This is a genomic window from Pseudomonas sp. SA195 (assembly GCF_054131565.1).
In genome coordinates this window covers 543856-565864 of sequence record NZ_CP096392.1, presented here as the reverse complement: position 1 = coordinate 565864, position 22009 = coordinate 543856, and the positions used below count along the sequence as shown (strand labels likewise).

At 64.3% G+C, this 22009-nt stretch carries 20 protein-coding genes; 11 read left to right on the top strand and 9 right to left on the bottom strand.

Translation table 11 applies throughout. From position 1 onward, the window contains the following. The first annotated feature begins 100 nt into the window (after positions 1 to 100). Positions 101 to 1420, top strand: a complete 1320-nt coding sequence (locus M1D78_RS02510) for a bifunctional DedA family/phosphatase PAP2 family protein (protein WP_437422135.1) — start codon at positions 101 to 103, stop codon at positions 1418 to 1420. A gap of 6 nt (positions 1421 to 1426) precedes the next feature. On the opposite strand, the gene M1D78_RS02505 is transcribed toward M1D78_RS02510, so the two are convergent. The 3 genes from M1D78_RS02505 to M1D78_RS02495 are packed head-to-tail and all read right to left on the bottom strand — an operon-like array spanning position 1427 to position 3102. Continuing rightward, on the bottom strand, positions 1427 to 2014 hold the full coding sequence (locus M1D78_RS02505) for an LON peptidase substrate-binding domain-containing protein (RefSeq protein ID WP_437422136.1): 588 nt from the start codon (positions 2012 to 2014) through the stop codon (positions 1427 to 1429). A gap of 9 nt (positions 2015 to 2023) precedes the next feature. Further along, positions 2024 to 2743 carry an LrgB family protein gene (locus M1D78_RS02500; protein WP_437422137.1) on the bottom strand — a complete coding sequence of 240 codons (720 nt, stop codon included), beginning with the start codon at positions 2741 to 2743 and terminating at the stop codon, positions 2024 to 2026. Further along, positions 2740 to 3102, bottom strand: a complete 363-nt coding sequence (locus tag M1D78_RS02495) for a CidA/LrgA family protein (protein WP_437422138.1) — start codon at positions 3100 to 3102, stop codon at positions 2740 to 2742. The genes M1D78_RS02500 and M1D78_RS02495 overlap by 4 nt, the downstream gene beginning before the upstream one ends. Positions 3103 to 3271: 169 nt before the next feature. Between M1D78_RS02495 and M1D78_RS02490 the strand changes: the two genes are divergently transcribed. The 3 genes from M1D78_RS02490 (at position 3272) to M1D78_RS02480 (ending at position 6157) form a co-directional block, all read left to right on the top strand. After that, a complete protein-coding gene (locus M1D78_RS02490) occupies positions 3272 to 3727 on the top strand; it encodes a MaoC family dehydratase (RefSeq protein ID WP_437422139.1) in 456 nt (151 codons plus the stop codon). A gap of 75 nt (positions 3728 to 3802) precedes the next feature. After that, complete coding sequence (locus tag M1D78_RS02485; RefSeq protein WP_437422140.1) at positions 3803 to 5482, top strand: C13 family peptidase; 1680 nt, start codon at positions 3803 to 3805, stop codon at positions 5480 to 5482. A gap of 33 nt (positions 5483 to 5515) precedes the next feature. After that, the gene (locus tag M1D78_RS02480; protein ID WP_437422141.1) at positions 5516 to 6157 is read left to right on the top strand and encodes a Rossmann-fold NAD(P)-binding domain-containing protein; all 642 of its coding nucleotides are present in this window, start codon (positions 5516 to 5518) and stop codon (positions 6155 to 6157) included. 138 nt (positions 6158 to 6295) lie between these two features. Here the strand turns inward: M1D78_RS02480 and orn are convergent, their stop codons facing one another. Next, positions 6296 to 6838: an oligoribonuclease gene (gene orn / locus M1D78_RS02475; RefSeq protein ID WP_437422142.1), complete on the bottom strand. Its 543-nt coding sequence runs from the start codon at positions 6836 to 6838 to the stop codon at positions 6296 to 6298. Positions 6839 to 6866: 28 nt separating this feature from the next. Further along, positions 6867 to 7676 carry a class I SAM-dependent methyltransferase gene (locus M1D78_RS02470; RefSeq protein WP_437422143.1) on the bottom strand — a complete coding sequence of 270 codons (810 nt, stop codon included), beginning with the start codon at positions 7674 to 7676 and terminating at the stop codon, positions 6867 to 6869. A gap of 168 nt (positions 7677 to 7844) precedes the next feature. Here M1D78_RS02470 and rsgA point away from each other — a divergent pair, with 168 nt between their 5' ends. Further along, a complete protein-coding gene (gene rsgA, locus M1D78_RS02465) occupies positions 7845 to 8876 on the top strand; it encodes a small ribosomal subunit biogenesis GTPase RsgA (RefSeq protein ID WP_437422144.1) in 1032 nt (343 codons plus the stop codon). A gap of 15 nt (positions 8877 to 8891) precedes the next feature. On the opposite strand, the gene motB is transcribed toward rsgA, so the two are convergent. Together motB and motA are read right to left on the bottom strand one after the other, a co-directional pair. Next, positions 8892 to 9917, bottom strand: a complete 1026-nt coding sequence (gene motB / locus M1D78_RS02460; RefSeq protein ID WP_437422145.1) for a flagellar motor protein MotB — start codon at positions 9915 to 9917, stop codon at positions 8892 to 8894. A gap of 8 nt (positions 9918 to 9925) precedes the next feature. After that, positions 9926 to 10777 (bottom strand): flagellar motor stator protein MotA, encoded by an 852-nt coding sequence (gene motA / locus M1D78_RS02455; protein WP_437422146.1) that lies wholly within the window; start codon positions 10775 to 10777, stop codon positions 9926 to 9928. A 160-nt stretch (positions 10778 to 10937) separates the two neighbouring features. Here motA and M1D78_RS02450 point away from each other — a divergent pair, with 160 nt between their 5' ends. From M1D78_RS02450 to M1D78_RS02430, 5 genes are all read left to right on the top strand, one after another. Continuing rightward, entirely contained in the window at positions 10938 to 12455 is a 1518-nt protein-coding gene (locus M1D78_RS02450; protein ID WP_437422147.1) for an HDOD domain-containing protein, read from the top strand. Between the two features lie 44 nt (positions 12456 to 12499). Then, entirely contained in the window at positions 12500 to 13315 is an 816-nt protein-coding gene (locus M1D78_RS02445) for a rhodanese-like domain-containing protein (protein ID WP_437422148.1), read from the top strand. A gap of 11 nt (positions 13316 to 13326) precedes the next feature. Continuing rightward, positions 13327 to 14217, top strand: a complete 891-nt coding sequence (gene asd / locus M1D78_RS02440) for an archaetidylserine decarboxylase (protein ID WP_437422149.1) — start codon at positions 13327 to 13329, stop codon at positions 14215 to 14217. A 164-nt stretch (positions 14218 to 14381) separates the two neighbouring features. Next, entirely contained in the window at positions 14382 to 16187 is a 1806-nt protein-coding gene (locus M1D78_RS02435) for a molecular chaperone (RefSeq protein WP_437422150.1), read from the top strand. A 62-nt stretch (positions 16188 to 16249) separates the two neighbouring features. Further along, entirely contained in the window at positions 16250 to 18316 is a 2067-nt protein-coding gene (locus tag M1D78_RS02430; RefSeq protein ID WP_437422151.1) for an EAL domain-containing protein, read from the top strand. 49 nt (positions 18317 to 18365) lie between these two features. Here the strand turns inward: M1D78_RS02430 and serB are convergent, their stop codons facing one another. Continuing rightward, the gene (gene serB / locus M1D78_RS02425) at positions 18366 to 19580 is read right to left on the bottom strand and encodes a phosphoserine phosphatase SerB (RefSeq protein ID WP_437422152.1); all 1215 of its coding nucleotides are present in this window, start codon (positions 19578 to 19580) and stop codon (positions 18366 to 18368) included. Between the two features lie 172 nt (positions 19581 to 19752). Here serB and M1D78_RS02420 point away from each other — a divergent pair, with 172 nt between their 5' ends. Then, positions 19753 to 21279 carry an AhpA/YtjB family protein gene (locus M1D78_RS02420; protein ID WP_437422153.1) on the top strand — a complete coding sequence of 509 codons (1527 nt, stop codon included), beginning with the start codon at positions 19753 to 19755 and terminating at the stop codon, positions 21277 to 21279. Positions 21280 to 21334: 55 nt separating this feature from the next. Here the strand turns inward: M1D78_RS02420 and M1D78_RS02415 are convergent, their stop codons facing one another. Next, positions 21335 to 22006 carry a PqiC family protein gene (locus tag M1D78_RS02415; protein ID WP_437422507.1) on the bottom strand — a complete coding sequence of 224 codons (672 nt, stop codon included), beginning with the start codon at positions 22004 to 22006 and terminating at the stop codon, positions 21335 to 21337. Between the last annotated feature and the right edge of the window lie 3 nt (positions 22007 to 22009).

Here is a 22009-nt window from a genome sequence, read left to right as displayed (position 1 = left end):
CGCCCTGCCAGCCACGCCTGCTCGGCGCCGCTATGATGCCCGTTTGAAACCTGGCTGCCGGAAGCCCGGTCGAAACCCTCTCGGTCGAAGGAAACCACAAATGCCCGAATGGCTTGCGCCACTGATCAATTGGCTCGCCGACAATCCGCAATGGCTTGGCCTGAGCCTGTTCCTCGTCGCGTGCCTTGAATGCCTGGCCATCGTCGGGCTGCTGATGCCCGGCACGGTGCTGGTGTTCGCCATTGCGGTCCTGGCCGGTAGCGGCGTGCTGACGCTGGGGGAAACCTTGCTGCTTGGGTACGCCGGCGGGCTGCTGGGTGACCTGCTGTCCTATGCGCTGGGCAGGCGCTACCACCAGAACATCCGCAGCATACGGGCGCTACGCAACCACCCGGAGTGGCTGACACGGGCGGAGGTGTATTTCCAACGCTACGGCATCGCGAGCCTATTGGTTGGTCGCTTCATTGGCCCTTTGCGGCCCATGCTGCCGCTTACCGCCGGCATGCTCGACATGCCCTTCGGCCGTTTTCTGTTGGTCAGCCTGGTCGCCGCAGCGGGTTGGTCCATGGCCTACCTGTTGCCGGGCTGGACTGCCGGTGCCGCTGTGCGCTTGCCGCTACCGGAAGGCTTCTGGGGCGAAGCGGGCATCGTCTTGGCCGGGCTGCTCCTACTGATCGGGGCCGTGGTGCACTGCAGCCTGCACCGGGTGCGCTGGGTAACTCCGCTGGCGGCGCTGCTGAGCGCGGCCTTGTTGATGGGTCTTTTCATCGGCTGGCCCTACCTGGAAGCCTTTGACGAGGGGCTGATGGCCGTGGTGCAGGGCGAGCGCAGCCCGGTCTTCGACCGCTTCATGGTGATCGTAACCCGCGCCGGCGACTTCAAGACTCAGCTATGGGCCGCGGTGCTGCTTGGTCTACTGCTGCTCGCGACGCGACAGTGGCGTGCTGCTGTCTTCAGCATCGCCACGCTGCTCGGCACGGCGCTGGCAAATGGCGCGCTAAAGGCCACCTTCGCCCGGGTGCGCCCGGAGATCCTGCTCGAGCCGCTGCACACGTACAGCTTTCCCAGCGGGCATAGCTCGGCGGCGTTCGCCTTCTTTCTCACCCTTGGGGTGCTTGCCGGGCGAGGCCAACCGCCGCGCCTGCGGCTGGCCTGGGTACTGCTGGCGACGCTGCCTGCAACAGCGATTGCCTTGTCACGCGTGTACCTGGGCGTGCACTGGCCGTCCGACGTCATTGCCGGCGCCGTGCTGGCCTCGACCTTCTGCGCCTTGAGCCTGACCCTGACCCAGTGGCGCTCGCCGATGAGTGCCCTGTCGCCGCGGATCTGGTGGCTGATCCTGCCTTCGACGCTCGGCCTGATCGGAGCGTTCGCGCTCTGGGCACTGCCTGGCGCGATGCTGCTCTACCGCTATCAATGAGTGCCGCTAGGCTTCCTCATCCTGCAATTGCTCGAGCCACCCCTGAATGCGCTCCAACAACGCATCGGTGGTATCGAGCTGAAGCAGCTCGACCTTCTGGTCCGGTTGGAAGGGCAGCAGGTAAGCCAGTTGATGCCCCAGAGAACGCTGCCCGTGCGCCATCCCACCCATGCCCAGCGTCCGCACCAAGGGGTGTTGCCCGAGCGCTTCCAGCAACACGGCAAGATCGGCATGCTCCGCCTCGAGCGGCGGGTCTTCAGGCTCGTCGCGCCAGGCGACATCCGCCACGATAAGCTGGTCGCGCTGCACCTCGGCCGGGCCCACGTCGAAGCGCCGACCGCCTTCGACGCGAATGCCGAGCAGGCCGTTGGGCTGTTGTTGCCAGTCGCGAATGAGCGCTTCGCAGCCGACCTGGGCATAGGCGCGGGCGGCATCGCCTACTTCACTCCCATCGACGATGCGCACGACGCCAAACCCGTGCCCGGCCTTCATGCAGCGGCTGACCATGTCCAGGTAGCGTGCCTCGAAAATCTGCAAATCCAGCGTACAGCCGGGAAACAGCACGGTATCGAGTGGAAACAGCGGCAGCTTCATGCGTTCTCCTTACAACAGCAGCGTGACGACCAGCGGCAACAGGACCGCGGTCATTACGCCCATCAGACTCATCGCCAGGGCGGCGAACGCCCCACTCTCGTCACTTTCCTGCAGCGCCTGGGCCGTGCCGACGGCATGCGCGGTCAACCCCAGCGCCATACCCCGCGCAGCCGGATTGCTCACCCGGCACATACGCAACAAGGTCGGACCGAAAATCGCCCCGAGGATACCGGTGATCATGACGAACACCGCCGCCAGCGCGACGATGCCGCCGATCTGGTCGGCCACCAGCATGGCGATTGGCGACGTCACCGACTTGGGCGCGAGCGTCATCAGGATCACCCGATCCGCACCGAAGCCCCAGGCAAGCGCCATCCCCAGCGCCGTCGCAACCGAACCGGCAATCAGCAGTGTCAACATGATCGGTGCGAACAGTTCGTGGATGCGCCGCAGGTTCAGGTACAGCGGCACGGCCAGCGCGACCGTCGCCGGGCCTAGCAACACGGTCAACATTTGTGCGCTCGCCCGGTACTCGGTGTAACTCAGGCCACACAGCACCAAGATGCCAATCACCATCAACATCGAAACCAGCACGGGTTGCAGGAACACCCAGCGCGTGCGCTCGTAGGCCGCGAACGCCAGCTGGAACGCCGCCAAGGTGATCGCCACGCCAAACAGCGGATGATGGATCACCGCCTCCCAGGCCGCTTGCCATTGCAACGGAATCATGCGCGGCCCGCCTTGCGTTGCTGGCGGCGGACCAGCGTCTGCATCAACCAGCCTGTGAAAACCAGCGACACGACCAGCGACACGACGAGCACCCCGACGATTGCCCAGAAGTCATCGAGGATCGCCTCGGTGTACGCCATCACACCGACCGCCGGCGGCACCAGCAACAGCGGCAGGTAGCGCAGCAGGCTGCTCGCGGCAAGCTGCAGCGACTCGCCCGCCTCGCCGCGCGTCAAGAGCGCGAGAAACAGCAAAACCAGCCCGATGATCGGGCCCGGCAACATGGGCAACAGCAGCACATTCAACGCTGTGCCAAGCAGCTGGAACAGCACCAGCCAGGTTAAACCGCGTAGCAGCATGCAAGCCTCCAGGTAACGAAGCGCGATTATAAGCATCCGCTCGCCGAACACCCCGCTCAAACGCAGCGACGGCCTATGCCACGCCATTCGCGATGCCCATGCTTGGTTGCCTTGCCGCGACGTGCGTGCTGATCTAGCAGAACACCTGTACGACCACCCCGGAGGCCGCATGCCGCAAGTACCCGCCGCAACGCTCAAGGACTACATTGGCAAGGAGCTCGGGCGCTCCGAATGGTTCACCGTCGACCAGGCTCGCGTCGACCAATTTGCCGAATGCACGGGCGATCACCAGTTCATCCATATCGACCCGGAGAAGGCGGCGCAGACGCCCTTCGGTGGCACAATCGCGCACGGCTTCCTGTCGCTGTCCTTGATACCGATGCTCATGGGTGACCTACTGGTCACGCCTGAAGGCACGCGGATGGGGGTCAACTACGGGCTCGACAGCCTGCGATTCATCCAGCCAGTGCGCGTGGGCTCGCGCGTGCGCCTGGCGGTGACACTGCTCGACGCCTACGAAAAGAACCCCGGCCAATGGCTGCTCAAGGCACGCGTCGTGATGGAGATCGATGGCGCCGACAAGCCGGCCTACATCGCCGAAACGCTCGCGCTGTGCATCACCTGATCCCACAAGCCGCGCCTTGCAGGGGCTGGCGAGCTTTGGGGCATACTGCGCCCATCTTTCTCGCTGGATCGTCGTATGCGCCGCCTGCTTCCCATGACCCTGATTTCCCTGCTGGCCGGCTGTGGTGACGGCGAACCACTGCTGCCGGCCGATGGCGTGCTCCCCGACGGTGGTCGCTACCGCGGCGAGATCGTCGACGGCCTGCTACAGGGCGAAGGCCGAATTGACTACCCCAACGGCAGCTATTACCAGGGCCACTTCGTAGAGGGCCGCTGGTCCGGCCCCGGCATCTGGCAGGCCGCCAACGGCGACCGCTACGAGGGCGAGTTCAAGGTCGGTTTGTTCGATGGCCAAGGCCGCTTCAGCTACGCCTCCGGTGGCGTCTACGAAGGCATGTTCCGCGCAGGGACCTTCAACGGCAAGGGTCGCTACAACGAACCGGGGCTGAGCTACGAAGGTGAGTTCAAGAATGATCTCTACCATGGCATCGGCACCCTGAGCACCGATGATGGCGTGGTCTACCACGGCGCTTTCATCGAAGGCCAACCCCATGGCGAAGGCAGCCGTAGCGACGCCTCCGGCACGCTCAGCGGGACGTTTATCGACGGCCAAGCAACTGGCGCGGGCGAGTTCACTGGCAGCACAGGCGAGCGCTACGCCGGCCACTTCGACAAGGATCTGTTCCACGGCCGAGGTCGTTATGAGGATGGCGAAGGCAACAGCTGGGAAGGCGTCTTCGAGCGCGGCGCCCTGACAGGCGAGGGGCGCTATGTCAGCGCGAACGGAACGCGCTACGACGGCGGCTTCCAGGTCTGGCAGTATCACGGGAAGGGCCGCCTCGAGCGAGCTGACGGCAGCCGCTACGACGGCGGTTTCAGGCACGGCCAGTTCGACGGCGAGGGTACGTTGACCGAAGCGGACGGGCGCGTACAGCAAGGGCTTTGGAGAGACGGCCGCCTGCGACGCGACGGCGAGGGCAACCGCCTACCCGACCCGCTGGAGCTCGGCCTGCTTGCCCAGGGCCAACTGCTGCAGAAGGCATTGAGCGCGGTGCCGCCCTCCACACCCGCAGCGGAGCTCTACAGCCTGACCTTTGCTGGCGATGGCCAGCAGAGCGTATTCCTGCGTGAGGTTGACTATGTCGACCAATTGCTCGCCGAGCGCTTCGCCGCGCACGGCCAGATCAGCCTGGCCAACCACCGCGACCACCTCGCCGATCGTCCGCTGGCTACGCATGAGAACCTGGCCCGCGCGATCGAGACCCTGGCCGAGCGCAGCGGCCCGGAGGACTTGCTGTTCATCTACTTCACCAGCCACGGATCGGCCGACCACCAGCTCGCCGTCGACCAGCCACGCTTGGCCCTCGAAGACCTGCCGGCCAGCGAACTGGCGGAACTACTGGCGCCCCTGCAGGGGCGCCACAAGATCCTTGTCATCTCGGCGTGCTATTCGGGCGGATTTATCGAACCGCTGAAAAGCCCGGATACATTGATACTCACCGCGGCGCGCGCCGACCGCGTGTCGTTCGGGTGCAGCGAAGAAGCGGACTTCACCTACTTCGGCCGCGCACTGTTCGCCGAGGCGCTGCAGCAAACCCGCGACATCGTCGAAGCGTTCACGCTGGCGAAGGCCAGGGTTGCCGAACGGGAACAGGCCGACCACTATCAAGCTTCGGAACCGCAGATTTGGGCGCCGCCCAAGGTCGTCGAGCACTGGCGCCAGTTGCAACCCAGGCAGCCGGCAGTAGCCGACTGACCACCACAGGAAGCAGTCACAGGAAACCTCACCATGTATTTGACGCCCCAGCGCATTTTGCTTGCCGGCGCCACCGGACTGACCGGCGAGCACCTGCTCGACCGCCTGCTCAACGAGCCCACCGTCGACTGCGTTCTGGCGCCCACGCGTAAACCGCTCGCCGAACACCCTCGCCTGCAAAACCCGATCGGTCCGCTGCAGTCGCAGCTTGGCCAGCTGGAGGGGCAGTTCGATACAGCCTTTTGCTGCCTGGGCAGCACCTTAAAAGAAGCCGGCAGCGAAGAAGCCTTCAAGGCCATCGACCACGATCTGGTGATCGCCTTTGCCCGTCGTGCCCGCGAACTCGGCGCCCGTCATCTACTGGTGATCAGTTCGCTCGGCGCCAATCCGGACAGCCCAATCTTCTACCTCAAGGTCAAGGGCGAAATGGAAGCCTCGCTGCGCGCGCAAGGTTGGCCCCAACTGACCCTTGCGCGCCCGGCCCAACTGCTCGGCCCTCGCATGGAAGTCCGCCCGATGGAGCGGCTGACCGCCCCGCTGTCCTACCTGCTGCCCGGCAAATACCGCGGTATCTCTGCCTGCACGCTTGCCCGCTCACTCTGGCGCCTCGCGCTGGAAGAGGGCGAAGGCACACGCGTGGTCGAATCGGATGAGCTGAGGCGGTTGGGGAAATAGACCCGTTCCGGAGCCGAGCGGCTGGAGGAGCGGTACAACGCTGAGCGTATCCCTGCGTTAGGCAGCGCCGCTCGCCCAACGCGCCATACGAGCCGGCTGTGCTTCATTAAGGCGCGGGCATAGCCTGGGGCCCGGCCTTCAGCCCTTGATGAAATGCTCGCGATAATGCCGCAGCTCGGCGATCGACTCACGGATGTCGTCCAGCGCCAGGTGGGTTCCGCCTTTCTTGAAACTGGCCAGCACGTCCGGCGCCCAGCGCGCGGCGAGCTCCTTCAGGGTCGAGACATCAAGATTGCGGTAGTGGAAATACGCTTCCAGCCTCGGCATGCGCCGGTAGAGGAAACGGCGGTCCTGGCAGATGCTGTTGCCGCAGATGGGGGACTTGCCCTTGGGCACCCATTGCTCGAGGAAGGCCAGCGTCTGCGCCTCGGCTTCCTCCGTAGAAATGCGGCTTTCACGCACCCGCTGGGTCAGGCCCGAACCGCCGTGCTGGCGAGTATTCCATTCATCCATCCCGGCTAGCACTTCGTCACTCTGGTGAATCGCGATGACCGGGCCTTCGGCCAGCACGTTGAGCTGGCTGTCGGTGACGATGGTGGCCATTTCGATGATGACGTCGTTGTCCGGGTCGAGGCCGGTCATTTCGAGGTCGATCCAGATCAGGTTCTGCGGGCTCTGCATGGTGTGCTCCTTGGCTGTGTCTCGCAGTTTAGCCGTTCGCACCCGGAGCGTCAGGTGCCCCTGTCCGCCCGGGCTGCCAGACCAGCAAACGCGAATGGCGCAAGTCATTGACCTGCAGCACCTCCTCGGCCGGCACGCCCGGTACCTCGAAGCTATTGCTGATCAGCAGCGCGCCCGGGTGCATTTCCGCGCAGGCCTTTTCCCACAGGCGCGGCATTGGCGCCGGCGAGAGAAAGCAATAGACCGCATCGTATTCGCCGAGCGGCTCCTGCCATAGGCTGCGAAACCGTACCCGGCAGTTGCGCCGTGCCAGGCACCGCAGCCAGCAGATCAGGAAGGGAAGCGGCGCGGTCTCGACCCCAACGAAACGCGCCGCCGGGTAGGTCCCGGCCAGCCGCAGCAGGCTGCCGCCGACACCGCAGCCGAGGTCGACGAAGGCAAAGCTTTCCGGCAGCCGCGCCAGACGCTCGGACAACACCTGCTCAGTCGCCGGCCCGGTGAGGTAGAGCGGCACGCGCTCAACCAGCGCATTCCAGTTGAGTAGCAGCAGCACCGCGAAGCCGAGCAGCAAGACCCAGGGCGGCAAGGCGTGAGCCTGCATCAGAACCAACGCAGGGACGAAGACGAAGTTGATCGGCAACCACCATCCCGATAGCCCCAGGCGGCGGCCAACCAGCGCGGCCAGCACGCCCTGTACCAAGGCGGCCATCAGCAGGGTGACATGCATGCCGAACAAGCGTGCGGCAGTGAACAGCAGCAACCAGCAGACCACGGCCGCAACCAGATGACTGGCCAACGCCACGAGTGCAGGGATTCGAACGGGAGCCTGATTCGCCATGGACCTTAACAACCAAGAACGCGACGCCTGAGTCTAAACCGCTGTGACTGCCGCTGCGCAAACCACCAGATATCAGCCCGCCTCGGCATCCACCGGGCGACGCGCCCCGCAGGCCGCCACGATCAGCATGCTAGACTCGCATCCCTTTCCACCCTGGGCTTCACATACATGGCCAAACGCCAACTCAACCGCCGACAAAGCTGGCGCATCGAGAAAATCCAGGAGGAGCGCGCCGCTCGCGCGGCACGGCGCGAGTCCCGCGCCATCGATGAACTCGAAGGGGGCGACCTCGGCCCGGAGCAGACCGGCCTGGTCATCGCGCATTTTGGCGTCCAGGTGGAAGTCGAAGCCCAGGACGGCGACCAGCGCGGCCAGGTGTTTCGCTGCCACCTGCGCGCAAACCTGCCCGCGCTTGTGACTGGCGATCAGGTCGTCTGGCGGCCAGGCAATCAAGGCATCGGTGTGATCGTCGCGCAGTTGCCGCGCCATTCGGAGCTGTGCCGGCCCGACACTCGCGGCCAGCTCAAGCCGGTCGCGGCGAATGTCGACCTGATCGTAATCGTCTTCGCGCCGCTACCCGAACCCCACGCCAACCTCATCGACCGCTACTTGGTCGCCGCCGAACATGCCGGTATCGCGCCGCTGCTTCTGCTCAACAAGGCTGACCTGATCGATGCGCACAACCAGCCCGCGCTCGACGCGCTGCTTTCGGTGTACCGCACACTCGGTTATCCGCTGTTGGAAGTGTCTGCCCACGACGGGGCGGGCATGGACGCGCTCCGGCAGCGGCTCGACGGGCAGGTCAGCGTGTTTGTCGGGCAGTCGGGAGTGGGCAAGTCGTCGCTGGTCAACAGCCTGCTACCCGGCGTGGATACTCGCGTCGGTGCGCTGTCAGAGATGACCGGCAAAGGTACGCATACCACCACGACGGCTCGCCTGTTTCATTTCCCTGGCGGTGGCGAGCTGATCGACTCACCGGGCATTCGCGAGTTCGGCCTCGGCCATGTCAGCCGTGCGGACGTCGAAGCCGGGTTCATCGAGTTTCAGGATCTACTGGGACGCTGCCGCTTCCGTGACTGCAAGCACGACCGCGAACCGGGCTGCGCCCTGCTCAAGGCACTCGAGGAAGGCCGGATACAGCCGCAGCGCATGCAAAGCTATCGGCACATCATCAGCGGGTTGCAAGCACCCGAGTATTGATCGACCTCGGCCGCCTCACTCGCCAGGCTGGTCGAACTTCAAGACGCCGCCCTCGAAAATATTCAGGCGCTCGCGTAACTGCTCCGGTTGCAGCGGGTCGCTACCCGCCGCGGGCGCAAGCGCACCGGGCACGGCCGGCGGCGCGGGATTGGGCGCTGCGCCCGCCGGCGGTGCAGCCTCGTCGGTGGCTTCGGACTGCTCACCTTCGATGTTGCGCTGCGCCTTCTTGGTCAACACGAGGATGTCGATGCGGCGGTTGACCGGATTCAGCGGATCTTCGCGATCGAACAGCGCCGACGACGCGTAACCGACCACACGAGCGATCTGGTCTTCCGGATAGCCTCCGGCGACTAACGCACGCCGCGCCGCGTTGGCACGCCCGGCCGACAGCTCCCAGTTGCCGAACTCGCCCCGCCCGGAATACGGTTTGGCGTCGGTATGGCCGCTGACGCTGATCTTGTTCGGCACGGCGCGAATGGTGTCTGCCATCGCCAGCAGGATGTCTTCGAAATAGGGCTGCAGTTGGGCGCTGCCGAGCGCGAACATCGGGCGGTTCTCAGCATCCATGATCTGGATGCGCAGCCCGTCCTGGGTGATCTCGAACAGGATCTGATCCTTGAAGCGCGTCAGTTCCGGATTTTCGTCAACTTTGTTCTGCAACTCCTGCAGCAGCAGTTCCAGGCGTTCCTTGTCGAGCTGCTCGGCCAGGTTCTCGACCTGATCTGGATTGATGCTCGCCTCGGTCTGCTGCGGCTGCTCGTCGACCTGCTCGTTGAGCGTACGGTCCGGGGCAGGCGTGGGCGTACCGCCCAGGTCGATCACGTAGGGGCTAGCACTCTCGGTAAAGCCAATGGGGTCCTGGAAGTAACCGGAGATTGCGCGCTTCTGCTCGGGCGTGGCCGAACTCATCAGCCACATCACCAGGAAGAACGCCATCATGGCCGTCGCGAAATCGGCGAAGGCGATCTTCCAGGCACCGCCATGGTGACCGGCAGCGGATTTCTTGACCCGCTTGACGATGATTGGTTGGTTGTTGTCCATCGCTGTTCTTAACTACCGCGCATGGCTTGTTCGAGTTCGGAAAAGCTCGGCCGATGGGCCGGCAGGAGCACCTTGCGGCCAAACTCGACGGCCAGTGTCGGCGGCATCCCCGACGCGGAAGCAACCAGGGTTGCCTTGATGCTTTCGTAGAGGTTCAGCTCTTCCTTGGCGTCGTGTTCGAGGGCGGCGGAAAGCGGGCCGAAAAAGCCGTATGACGCGAGAATCCCGAGGAAGGTACCGACCAGCGCGGTCGCAACCTTTTCGCCGATCTCAGCGTTGGTCGCCGACGCCAGGATCGACATCGTGATCACGATCCCGAGCACCGCCGCGACGATACCCATCGCCGGAAGGCCGTCGGCGATCTTTGCCACGGCATGCGAGGGGTGCTCCAGTTCTTCCTTGAGGCCGGTAAGCTCCATGTCGAACAGGCCTTCAAGTTCGTGCGGGGCCATGTTGCCGGACGACATGATGCGCAAGTAATCGCAGACGAAGGCAGTCATGCGCTCGTCCTTGATGACGGAGGGGTATTTGCTGAAGATCGGACTGGCCTTGGGGTCCTCGAGGTCGGCCTCGATGGCCATCATGCCCTCGCGCCGGCTCTTGTTGAGGATCTCGTAGAGCATCCCGAGCACTTCGAGATAGAACTTATGGGTGAAGCGATGCCCGAACATCTGCAGCGATTTCTTGAACACGATCTTGGTCGTGCTGCCTGGGTTGGCCTGCAGAAAGCCGCCAAGGGCCGCGCCGCCGATGATCATGACCTCGAAGGGGTGAATGAGTGCCCCTAGCTTGCCGCCGGACAGGATGAATCCGCCAAGCACACTGGCGAATACCACGATGATGCCGATAATTTTTGCCATAGATAGGTACGTCTAAAACCTGGTCACGGAGGGGTGCCTGAACGCGCAGCAGATTGCCGCACAGGGCGCCGGGCGGGCAGATCGAAAGAATTGTTCGGGTTATCGGAACTTTTGCGCCAGACTAAAGGCCATCCCGATGAAATGCTAGTTCGGCGACCTCATGACCACGACCCCGCTACCCCGCACGCTGCCGGCCTGGATCAAGGCGCTAGACGCTGTCGTGCTGCCTGCCGATGCCAATGCCTACGCCCAGGTTCAACGCGGCCTGCGTGACAGCAGCAAATCAATGCGGCAGATATCCGAGTTGATCCAGGAAAGCCCGGTGCTGGCGCTGAACGTTATCCGCGAAGCGAACCAGGATGCCGCCGCGGCGAACAAGCCCGCCGAAAGCCTGGAAATCGCCTTGAGCCGCATCGGGCTCAAGCGTGCCGAGGCGTTGTTCCAGCGCGTTCCCGCAGCCAAACCCAAGGACATCCCCGCGCCGCTGCGGCAGCTGTTGCTGATTAGCCAGCACGCAAGCCAGCAGGCCAACGGGCTGTTCGCCGCTCGCCTCGCCCGACTGTGGCAGGAAATCCACTGGAACAGCCTGCTGTTTCTCTCGCCGATCTGGGCGCTTGTCGCAGCCCAGCCAGCGCTGCTCGACGCCTGGGAGCAGCGCGTGTTGGTCGGTGGCGAACCAGCACCTAAGGTCGAGCAGGAACTGCTCGGCGTGCCGCTGCTGGATCTGTGCGTCGCCGTGGCCGAACACTGGGCGCTGCCGGGTTGGATCGCCCTCGGCTACCGGCTGCTGCGCGAGAACCGGCGCCTGTTGATCAAGGCTCTGCACATCGCGCGCGACAACGAACACCCACTGCACCAGCAGCAGATGCTCGACGCCGACGCCGAGCTTCGGCGCTGGCTGACACTGCCCAGCAACACCATCGTGCTCGCGAACGGGCTCGCCCTGTCGTCGCACCACAGCTGGAATGGCATCCATAGCCTGCGCTGGCAACGCCTCGCAGGGCTTTACCTACAGGTGCCGCTGGGCGAATTGCAGCAACTGGTCCACCAGCAGGCCACGACCAGCGCCCAGGCAATCGGCCCTACCGATCTCTGGCACCCAGCGCAGGGGCTACTCTGGCCCTGGGAAAGCCGCTTCCAACAAGCACGCAAGGTCGAGTCTGCCCCCTCCCCTGCGCAGGCGCAGCAATGGCGCGATCTGTGCCGCGAGCTGCTGGCCGATCGGTCACCCTACAGCAACGTGCTGCAATTGAGCGCGACGGCCGGGCGGGCGCTCACGGCGGCAGGGTTGTCACGCGTGTTGGTGATGCTGGTCGATCGTCGCCAACACCGACTCATCGCCCAGCACGCCAACGGCCTTCCGCAGGCTGCGGTCCACGCCACCTTCGATCCCGAGCAGAGCCAGGTGCTGCGGCGCTTGCTGGAAAAGCCCGCCCTGCTCCGCCTGAACCCAGCCAACGTCGCGCAGTTCTCCGCCATGCTGCCGGGAACGCTCAAGAGCCTGTTTCCCGGTGAGCACGTGCTGCTTCGCTCGGTCGGCCTGGACGGGCGCGTGGTGATGCTGGTCGTCGCCGACCAGGCCAACGCCCCCTTGAGCGACAGCTCGGTGCAGGCCTTCGGCAAAACCGTGCAATGCATCGAGCGGGCCCTGGCCACGTTCAGCAAGCGCGGCCGCTAGCTTTTTCGCTAGACTGCGTGCTTTCAGATCAGCCGAGGCTCGACGTGTCCGCCTTCTCAAATCTGCCCCTGGTGATCGAACCGGCCGAGCTGGCCGACCGCCTCGATGCGCCCGAACTCATCCTGGTCGACCTGACCAGCGCTGGGCGCTATGCCGAGGGCCACATCCCCGGCGCCCGCTTCGTCGACCCCAAGCAGACTCAGCTCGGCCAGCCGCCCGCACCCGGCCGTGCACCGACTCGGACTCAGCTCGAGGCGCTGTTCAGCACCCTGGGCCATCGGGCCGATGCGGTCTACGTGCTATATGACGACGAAGGCGGCGGCTGGGCGGGGCGTTTCATCTGGCTGCTCGATGTCATCGGGCATCGCCGTTACCACTATCTCGACGGCGGCCTGCATGCCTGGCTGGCGGAGGGCCGGCCGCTCTCTCGTGAAATTCCCGCGCCGGGCAGTAGCCCCGTCGAGCTGACGCTGGACGACGCGCCGACTGCCAGCCGCGAATACATCGAAAGCCGCCTTGGCGCCGACGACGTGGTGATCTGGGACGCGCGATCGCCGCAGGAATACCGGGGCGAGAAGGTACTGGCGGCACGCGCTGGTCATATCCCCGGCGCCGTCAATTTCGAATGGACGGCGGGCATGGACCCCGCGCGCGCCATGCGCATCCGCGAGGACATCGCCGAGCAGTTGCTGGCGCTCGGCATCAGCCCCGATAAAGAAGTCATCACGCACTGCCAGACGCACCACCGGTCAGGCTTTACCTACCTGGTGGCGAAGGCGCTCGGCTACCCACGAGTCAAAGGATACGCCGGCTCCTGGGGCGAATGGGGCAACCTGCCCGACACCCCGATTCAGCAATGAAAAGGTCACCCATGATAGATCGCTTGTTCGTCATCAGCCAATACCTGCTTCCGCATCACCTGGTCTCCCGCGTCGCCGGCTGCCTCGCCGAATGCCGCCTGCCCTGGGTGAAGAACACCTTCATCAAGGCATTCATCCGTCACTTCGGGGTGCCCATGCATGAGGCGCAAGTCGAGGAACCCACGGAGTACGAGCATTTCAACGCCTTCTTCACCCGCGCGCTGAAAGACGGCGCCCGCCCGCTCGACCCGACACCCGGCGCCATCCTCAACCCTTGCGATGGTGCCATCAGCCAGCTCGGCACGATCGAGCAGGGCCGGATCTTCCAAGCCAAAGGCCACAGCTACAGCGTGATGGAACTGCTCGGCGGAGATCACGAACGCGCGGCGCCCTTCATGGGCGGCAGTTTCGCCACGGTTTACCTCTCACCAAAGGACTATCACCGTGTGCACATGCCGGTCGCGGGCACGCTGCGCGAGATGGTCTACGTGCCCGGGCGGATTTTCTCGGTCAATACCGTCACCACCGAAGGCGTGCCAGAACTGTTCGCGCGCAATGAGCGCGTGGTCTGCCTTTTCGATACCGAGCATGGCCCGATGGCAATGGTGCTCGTCGGCGCCATGATCGTCGCCAGCATCGAAACGGTCTGGGCTGGGCTGGTCACCCCGCCTAAGCGCAGCCTTAAAACGGTGCGCTACGACGAGACCGCTCGCGCGCCCATCCAATTGGCCAAGGGCGCCGAAATGGGTCGCTTTAAACTGGGCTCGACGGTCATTCTCCTGTTCGGCCCCGAGCAAGTCAGCTGGGCCACGGAACTGACGGCCCTGAGCCCTGTTCGCATGGGAGAGAGCCTGGGCCAGGTGACTACCGCCGCAGGCCTGATGGCAGACGAGCCAGCGTAACCCTGATCGGCACCAACGGTCAGTTGCGACTGACCCGACCGGACAGGTCCGCTATGATGCAGCGCATGATTGCACAATGACACTACAGGACAGGCTTGAGCACAGGAGTGCTGCTAAAGTTTCAAGAGGCCTGACGCCACAGGCCAAATCGCGGAGTTTGTAGCGTGGAAAACCACAGCCAACCACTGCTGTTGCGCGTGCCGAAGCCTGATCGGCAGGGGTTGTCGTTCTGCGAGCCCACGGTGCGCGACCTCAAGCGCTGGCTGGGGGGCCTGCCCAAGGCGAACCTCGGCGAAACCGCGCGCCTGCTCTACCAGGCCATGCTGGAACTCAACCAGCTACGCACCTCGAATCAGGGTCGCCTGCAGCTGCTCGAGGTCCTCCGCCCGGAAATCCATTACGTTTGCCGTCAACTCGAACGCTACTACCTGAACCAGCCCATCGTGCTCAGCGAACGGCCGCGCAAGGTCGCCAGCCTCTGCCAGGCGCTGCAAAACCACCTGGCGATCGGCTACAAACTGATTGCCGTCGACCTGGCGTCGCAGACCGGTCGCGATCGATTGCCATTGCTGACCATTGCACTTCAACGCGCCATCCATACGCTCTGCGCGATCCTGGTCCGCTCCACCCAGCTGTACAACCCGACGCCCGATGGGCTATGGCTCGAACTACATCAGCTGTACGCCATCGCCGTAGAGCAAGGCGTACACCGCACCGTCGTACGCGATGACCTGGCGTACCAGACCGAAGGGCTGAGCGCCGAACAGAGCTACATCGTCGCCCTGATGATGGGCAGCGCGCGCTGCAACCAGATGCGCCAGCAGAATATCGCTCGCCTCGCCGAGGTGATGGAGCCCTGGAGCCGGCTCGTGCGGCTACAGCCGGTCCAGCAAGGACCGACGCTATTTGCCGTCTCCACCCGCACCGACGCACCACCGCGCTATCGCTCGATGTTCAGCACCGACGAGCTGCCCTATTTGCTGGGCATCGACCCGCAGCAACTGGTCGAATCCCTGCGCAAGCATTTGCATGCCACCCCGGACACCCGCCCGCCGCCCGGCCTGGTGATCCCGGATGGGCTCAGCCTCGACCTCATGCAGCATGTCAGCGCGGCCTGGGGTGATGTCTCGGAGCGCAGCTTCCAGCGGACCTCCGCGCAGGGGCACGTCGACCTCTGCATTGGCATGACGGCCCTGCACTACTTCCTCTCTGGCCGGCGCCTGTTCGCTGACCTGCTCAAGCGCCCCGAATCCACGCGTTCGGCCGTCTTCAAGCTGAACAACGCCGCGCCGGACGTCTGGTCTACCGCTTTCGACGCGACGTCCAGCTCGGGCATGGAGCTGCTGCCGACCGAGCACATCGAGTTCGTCTCAACCACCGAGACCCGCTCCGATTCGGAAGACCAACCCGCCGAGTGCCCGTACCCTACTTACCGGGTCCAGCTCGTCAACCACAGCCCTGGCGGCTTCTGCCTGTCCTGGCCAGACGACGTGCCCGCGCAGCTTCAGACCGGTGAATTGCTTGGCCTGCAGGACGGCAACAGCCAGGCCTGGAGCATCGCGGTGGTCCGCTGGATCCGCCAGGTCCGTGGGAGCGGGCCGCAAATGGGCGTCGAGCTCATCGCGCCGTACGCCCAGCCGTGCGGCGTGCGCCTGCTGCGCAAGGTCGACCAGGGCAGCGAGTATCTTCGCGCCCTGCTGCTACCGGAAATTCGAGTCATCTCTAGGTCCGCGGCGCTGATCGTCCCGCGGCTGCCGTTTCAGGAGGGCCAGAAGGTTCAGGTCAACCAGAACGGCGAAGAGCATCGCGCCATGCTCGGCCATCGCCAGGCGAGTTCGAACAGCTACAACCAGTTCGAGTACCAGCTCATCGGTGCCTCCACGGACGCTCAGGAGACCCCGGTCACAGCCCGGGGAAGCCAGCCTGCTAGCGGGATTGAAGATTTTGACTCGCTCTGGAAGTCGCTGTAGATTGCGGCTCACCGTTTTCTAGCCCTACGCGCCGCCCGGGGCGCGTTCTAAAGCTGCAGTCCATGGCCCCGCAAAAAAAGACCATCCGCCTGCTGATCCTTGAAGATTCGCAGAATGAAGCCGAGCGACTCGTCAGCCTGTTCCGCAATGCCGGCCAGGCGACGCGGGTTCATCGACTCACGTCTAGCGAAGACCTGGTCGATGCGCTCCAGCAGACCTGGGACCTGTTGATCACTGCGCCTGCCAGCGAGAACCTGGACCCCAGCGAAGCCATCGCCGCGGTGCGCAAGCACGGCAAGGACATCCCGATCATTCAACTGATCGAGGGCAACGATGCCGAAGCTATCACCGAAGCCTTGATGCTCGGTGCCCAGCGCGCACTCCCCCAGGGTGAGGACGAGTGGCTGGTACTGGTCGCCAATCGCGAACTGGGCCACCTGGACGAACGCCGCGCACGCCGGTCCGCCGAACTGGCCCTGCGCGAGGCGGAGAAGCGCTGCCAGCTGCTACTGGAAAGCTCGGTCGACGCCATCGCCTATGTTCACGACGGCATGCACATCTACGCCAACCGCGCCTACCTCGAGCTGTTCGGCTACGAGGATGTCGAGGAGCTGGAAGGCATGCCGATGATCGACCTCATTGCTTCCTGCGACCAGGCCGACTTCAAAAGCTTCCTGAAGAACTACCAGAGCATGCAGGGCAGCGCCGAGCTGAACTGCGGCGGCGTGCGTGCCGATGGCGGTAACTTCAAGGCCAGCATGCATTTCTCCCCCGCCAGCTACGATGGCGAACCCTGCATCCAGGTCGTGATTCGTGCCGAAGGCGACAATGCCGAACTGGAGAAACTGCGCGAGATCAGCAGCCAGGACTTGGTCACCGGGCTGCACAACCGCAACCATTTTCTCGAGCTGCTCGACAGTGCCGTGGAACGCGCGGTCAATGCCGGCCAGCGGGGCAGCCTCGCCTACCTGCGCGTCGATCGTTTCGCCAGCCTGCAAGCCGACATTGGCCTGGGCAACTCCGATCGCGTGCTCGCCGAACTTGCGCAGATGCTGCGTACCCAGTTCGAAGGCAAGGCGCAACTCGCCCGCTTCGGCGACGACGCCTTCGCCGTGCTGGTTGCGGACGCCACGCCGGGCCAGTTGGAACAGCCTTTGGCCGCCTTGTTGCGCAAGGTCGAAAGCCACCTGTTCGAAATCGATGGCCGCACCGTCCAGGCAACGCTGAGCATCGGTGTCGCCGCGCTGGACGAGCAAACCGCCAAGGCGCGCGAAGTGATCGATCGAGCCCATCGCTGCGCCGAAGAGCTGACCGACGGCAACGCACTGAACATCTACAATCCAGCCGACGAACTGGCGGCCGCGGCCAACCGTGGCGAGGTGATCGCCATGGTCCAGCAGGCGCTGGAACAGAACAGTTTCCGCTTGCTGTTCCAGCCCGTCATCAGCCTGCGCGGCGACAGCCATGAGCACTACGAGGTGCTGCTGCGCCTACTCGACCCACAGGGCGTCGAGGTGCCACCCGGCGAGTTTCTCGGCGCTGCGAAAGAGGCCGGCCTGGCCGCCCGCATCGACCGCTGGGTCCTGCTCAACTCGATCAAGCTGCTCGCCGAGCATCGCAGCAAGGGACATAGCACTCGCCTGTTCCTTCATCTGTCGAGCTCCAGCCTGCAGGACGCCACACTTCTGCCCTGGCTGAGCGTGGCCCTTAAAGCTTCACGCCTGCCGCCGGACTCGCTGGTGTTCCAGATCGACGAAAACGATGCGGTGGCCTATCTCAAGCAGGCCAAGGCACTCGGGCAGGGGCTGGTCGCGCTCGGCTGCCGCTTGGCCTTGAGCCAGTTTGGCTGCGTGCTCAACCCGTTCAATGCACTCAAGCACCTCAACATCGACTTCGTGAAGATCGATGGTTCCTACACCCAGGACCTGAGCCACCAGGAGAACCAGGAAGCGCTGAAGGCGTTGCTGGCCGAACTGCACGAGCAAGGCAAGCAGACCGTGGTTCCGTTCGTCGACAGCGCCACCGTGCTTGCCACGCTCTGGCAGGCGGGCGTTGGCTACATCCAGGGGCAGTACCTGCAAGGCCCCAGCCAGTCGATGGACTACAACTTCTCGTCCGACGACGAATAAGCGCAACGCGCAAACGAAAAGGGCGCCAACCAGGCGCCCTTCTCGTCACTCAGTCCAGCCCTTCGCGGTCTCGGAAACCCAGCAGATACAAGATACCGTCCAGACCAAGAGTCGAGATGGCCTGCTTGGCGGACTGTTTGACCAGCGGCTTGGCCCGGAAAGCGACCCCCAGGCCAGCCAGGCCAAGCATGGGCAGGTCGTTGGCCCCGTCGCCCACCGCGATGGTCTGCTCGAGCCGCAGGCCCTCACGCTCGGCCAGATCACGCAGCAAGTCAGCCTTGCGCTGGGCGTCGACAATCGGCTCCTGCGCAACACCGGTCAGCTTGCCATCGACGACCTCCAGTTCATTCGCGTAGACATAGTCGATACCCAACCGAGCTTGCAACTGGCGAGCAAAGTAGGTGAACCCACCGGAGAGGATCGCCGTCTTGTAGCCCAACCGCTTGAGCTCGGCGAACAACACTTCAGCCCCCTCGGTCAGGCGCAGCCCGGCGCCGACCTCAGCCAGCGCGCTTTCCGGCAAGCCCTTAAGCAGGGCGAGACGCTCCCGGAAGCTCGCGCGAAAATCCAGTTCGCCACGCATCGCACGCTCGGTAATCTCAGATACCTGCTCGCCAACCCCAGCCACTTTGGCCAGCTCGTCGATGACTTCGGCCTCGATGAGCGTCGAGTCCATGTCGAAGACAGCCAGCCGGCGGTTGCGGCGAAACACCGAGTCCCGCTGGAAGGCGATGTCGACGTTGAGCTCCTGGGCCACGCTCAGGAATTCGGCACGCAGCGCCGCGGTGTCGGCAGGCTCGCCGCGCACGGAAAACTCGATGCAGCCCTTACTCGCGTCTGCTGGCACGTCCAGCGCCTGGCGACCGGAGAGCCGGTCGATGTGATCGATGTTCAAGCCGTACTTGGCCGTGATCGAGCTCACCCGCTGCAACTGCTCGGCAGTGACCTTACGCGTCAACAGCGTAACGATGTGGCGAGGCTTGCCCTGGCCGGCCACCCAGTGCCGATAGTCGTCCTCTGCAACCGGGGTGAAACGCACCTGCTGATCCAGCTTGTAGCCGGTAAAAAGCACGTCCTTGAGCACCGATGAGGCTCGCTCGGTATCGGGAATCTCGACCAGGATGCCGAACGAGAGGGTGTCATGGATCACCGCCTGGCCGATGTCGAGAATATTAACGCCGCCCTGGGCGAGCACGCCGGTGATTGCCGCGGTCAGGCCCGGGCGGTCTTCCCCGGTGATGTTGATCAGGACGATTTCGCGCAAGGCGCAGCTCCCATGGCAAAGAAGGCCGGCATTCTACAACAGCTCAACGGCGCGCCGACCCACCCGCACGGCAAGGCGTTGCAATTCGTCAGCTATGGACACGAGACCTTCAGCCCCCACCTCGGTTTCCGTATACTGCGCGGCACTTTCCTCAAGAGTAGAGCCGCGCTCTGTGAACCGGCCCGCATCCGTCAAACCCGACAACTTCTTCCTGCTGATCTACCGGGCCTTGCGCCAGCGACGTGTTCCGCTGGTGCTGCGTGTGGCCAGCCATACGCTTCTGCTGGTTGCCCTGGCGCTGATCATCTATGCCTGGGTCATGGGCATGCAGTTCAAACACGCCATGGAACAGCAGGCCGACGCCCTCGGCCAGAGCCTGATGACGCAAACGGCTGCCTCGGCGACCGACCTGCTCGTCGCGAATGACATCCTCAGCCTCAACGTACTGCTGAGCAACCTGGTAAAGAACCCACTGGTAGCGCACGCGGCGATCTATAGCGTCGACAACAAGGTGCTCGCCGAATCCGGGGCGAGGCCCCAGCGCAACCTGCTCGGCGACGAGGAAGGGCTCTACTCGACACCGATCAGCTTCCAGGAGGTGATTGCCGGCCATCTGCGCATCAACCTCGACATGTCCCAGTTCCAGCAGCCGATGACCATCAGCCTGCAGAGCATGGGTTTGCTGAGCCTGATACTTCTTGCCCTGACGCTGACCCTGAGCATGCGCCTGGGGCGGCAGCTTTCGCTACCGCTGATGCAGCTTCGCCTGTGGCTGAGGGATCCGGACGACCCCGCGCCCGGTGCCGGCCGACAGGACGAGATCGGCGACTTGGCGCGTCAGCTACAGGCGCGGCTGGTACCGGAAGCACCCGAGCCGGAGATCGAGCTGGACGAAAGCCTGCAGGATCTCTACTCCGCCCATTTCGACGTCCCGTCGAACGCATCGAGCGTCGATTCCGAGACGCTCGAACACGACGACATCGCCGTTGCCTTCGATCACGAGGACCGCACGCCAGCGCTCTCCGACGACGAGGTGTTCGACCCGTTCGACGACTCACCGCCGCTCGGTGTGGATCATCCGACGCCGCAACCGGCGACGACAGTCGCCCCCGCAACGCCTGCTGGCAAGAGCGGCGTGTTGGCCATTCAGCTAGGCGCCCAGGAGCAGCTGCGCCGCTTGCCGCGTGAACGGCTGACCGACTTGCTGCAGCGCTACAGTGTTTGCCTGCAACAAGCCGCCACGCTCTATCAAGCCGAACTGCACACACTGGCCGATGGCAGCAGCCTGATGCTTTTCCACAGTCAGGACGACGAGCAGAACTACCTGACGCACGCACTGTGCTGTGGCGAGCTGATGCGTGCGCTGGGCCACGCCCTGCAGATCGAGGTCGCAGACAGCGGCATCACGCTGCATCTCCAATTAGGCCTGACCCAGGGCGATCAGCTCTACGACCTGAGCCAGGGCGACCTGTTGCTCAGCGCGCCAGCGCAGGCCGCGCTGGCCCTGTCACAGCACAGCCGCAACCTGCTGTTGGTCGAGCGCACCATCGGCGAGGACGAGTTGATCTGTCAGCGCGCACGTATCCGCCCGATCGCCAGCCCCGAGGGCGCCTGCTGCGTAGAACGTCTACTGGAACCCTATCCTTCGCTGCTGGAGCGCCAACTGGCGCGCATGCATGAGCTGCGCAGCCGGCCCTGAGCGGCCACCCTTGAATGGTAAGGAAAAGCGCTGCGGGTTCGCCGCAGCGCGTGGATCAGAAGCGGAACACTTCCAGATCGGTCCGAATCGGCTCCACCGCCGGAATGGTCGGCGGGCTCGATTGGGTCTTGCTTGGCGCCTTGGCTGGGCTGCGCTTGGCCGGAACCTTGGCCACCAGCATCGGCTCGACAGCAACCGCCATCAGCTCGCTCAGACGTTGCAGCAGCAGGCTTTGTGCATGAACCTGATCGGCGGTGGTGCCGGCATGCTCCTCCTGCAGGCGAACCAGGCGGCTGCCGAGGCGCTTGCCTTGCTTATCCAAGAGACGCCACTGCGCTTCCAGCACAGCCGGGTGCTGCGGGCCTGAATCCAGGCGGGTGATTTCCAGCTCGATCTGCACGTCCGGCGCAAACCCTTTGCTGCCTGGGCTCAGCTCCAGACTCTGGGTCTTGAGCTGCCACGCCAATTGGCGCAACAACAACTGATCGATGTCGCCTTTCAGGCTTCCGGCCCAGCGCGCACGCTGCGCATCCTCGGCCAGGCTGCCATCAGGCAAACGCTGCAATAGCGCATCGCGCTGCAAATAGTCGGCGAGCGTTACCGGCCCCAGCAGTACCGACGGGCCCTCGGCCTTGGACGGCACTTCCACGGCACCGTTATCCAGACGATACATGGGGACCGGTTGCTGGGTGATGCAACCGGCGAGGCTGGCGCAGGCCAGCAGCATGAA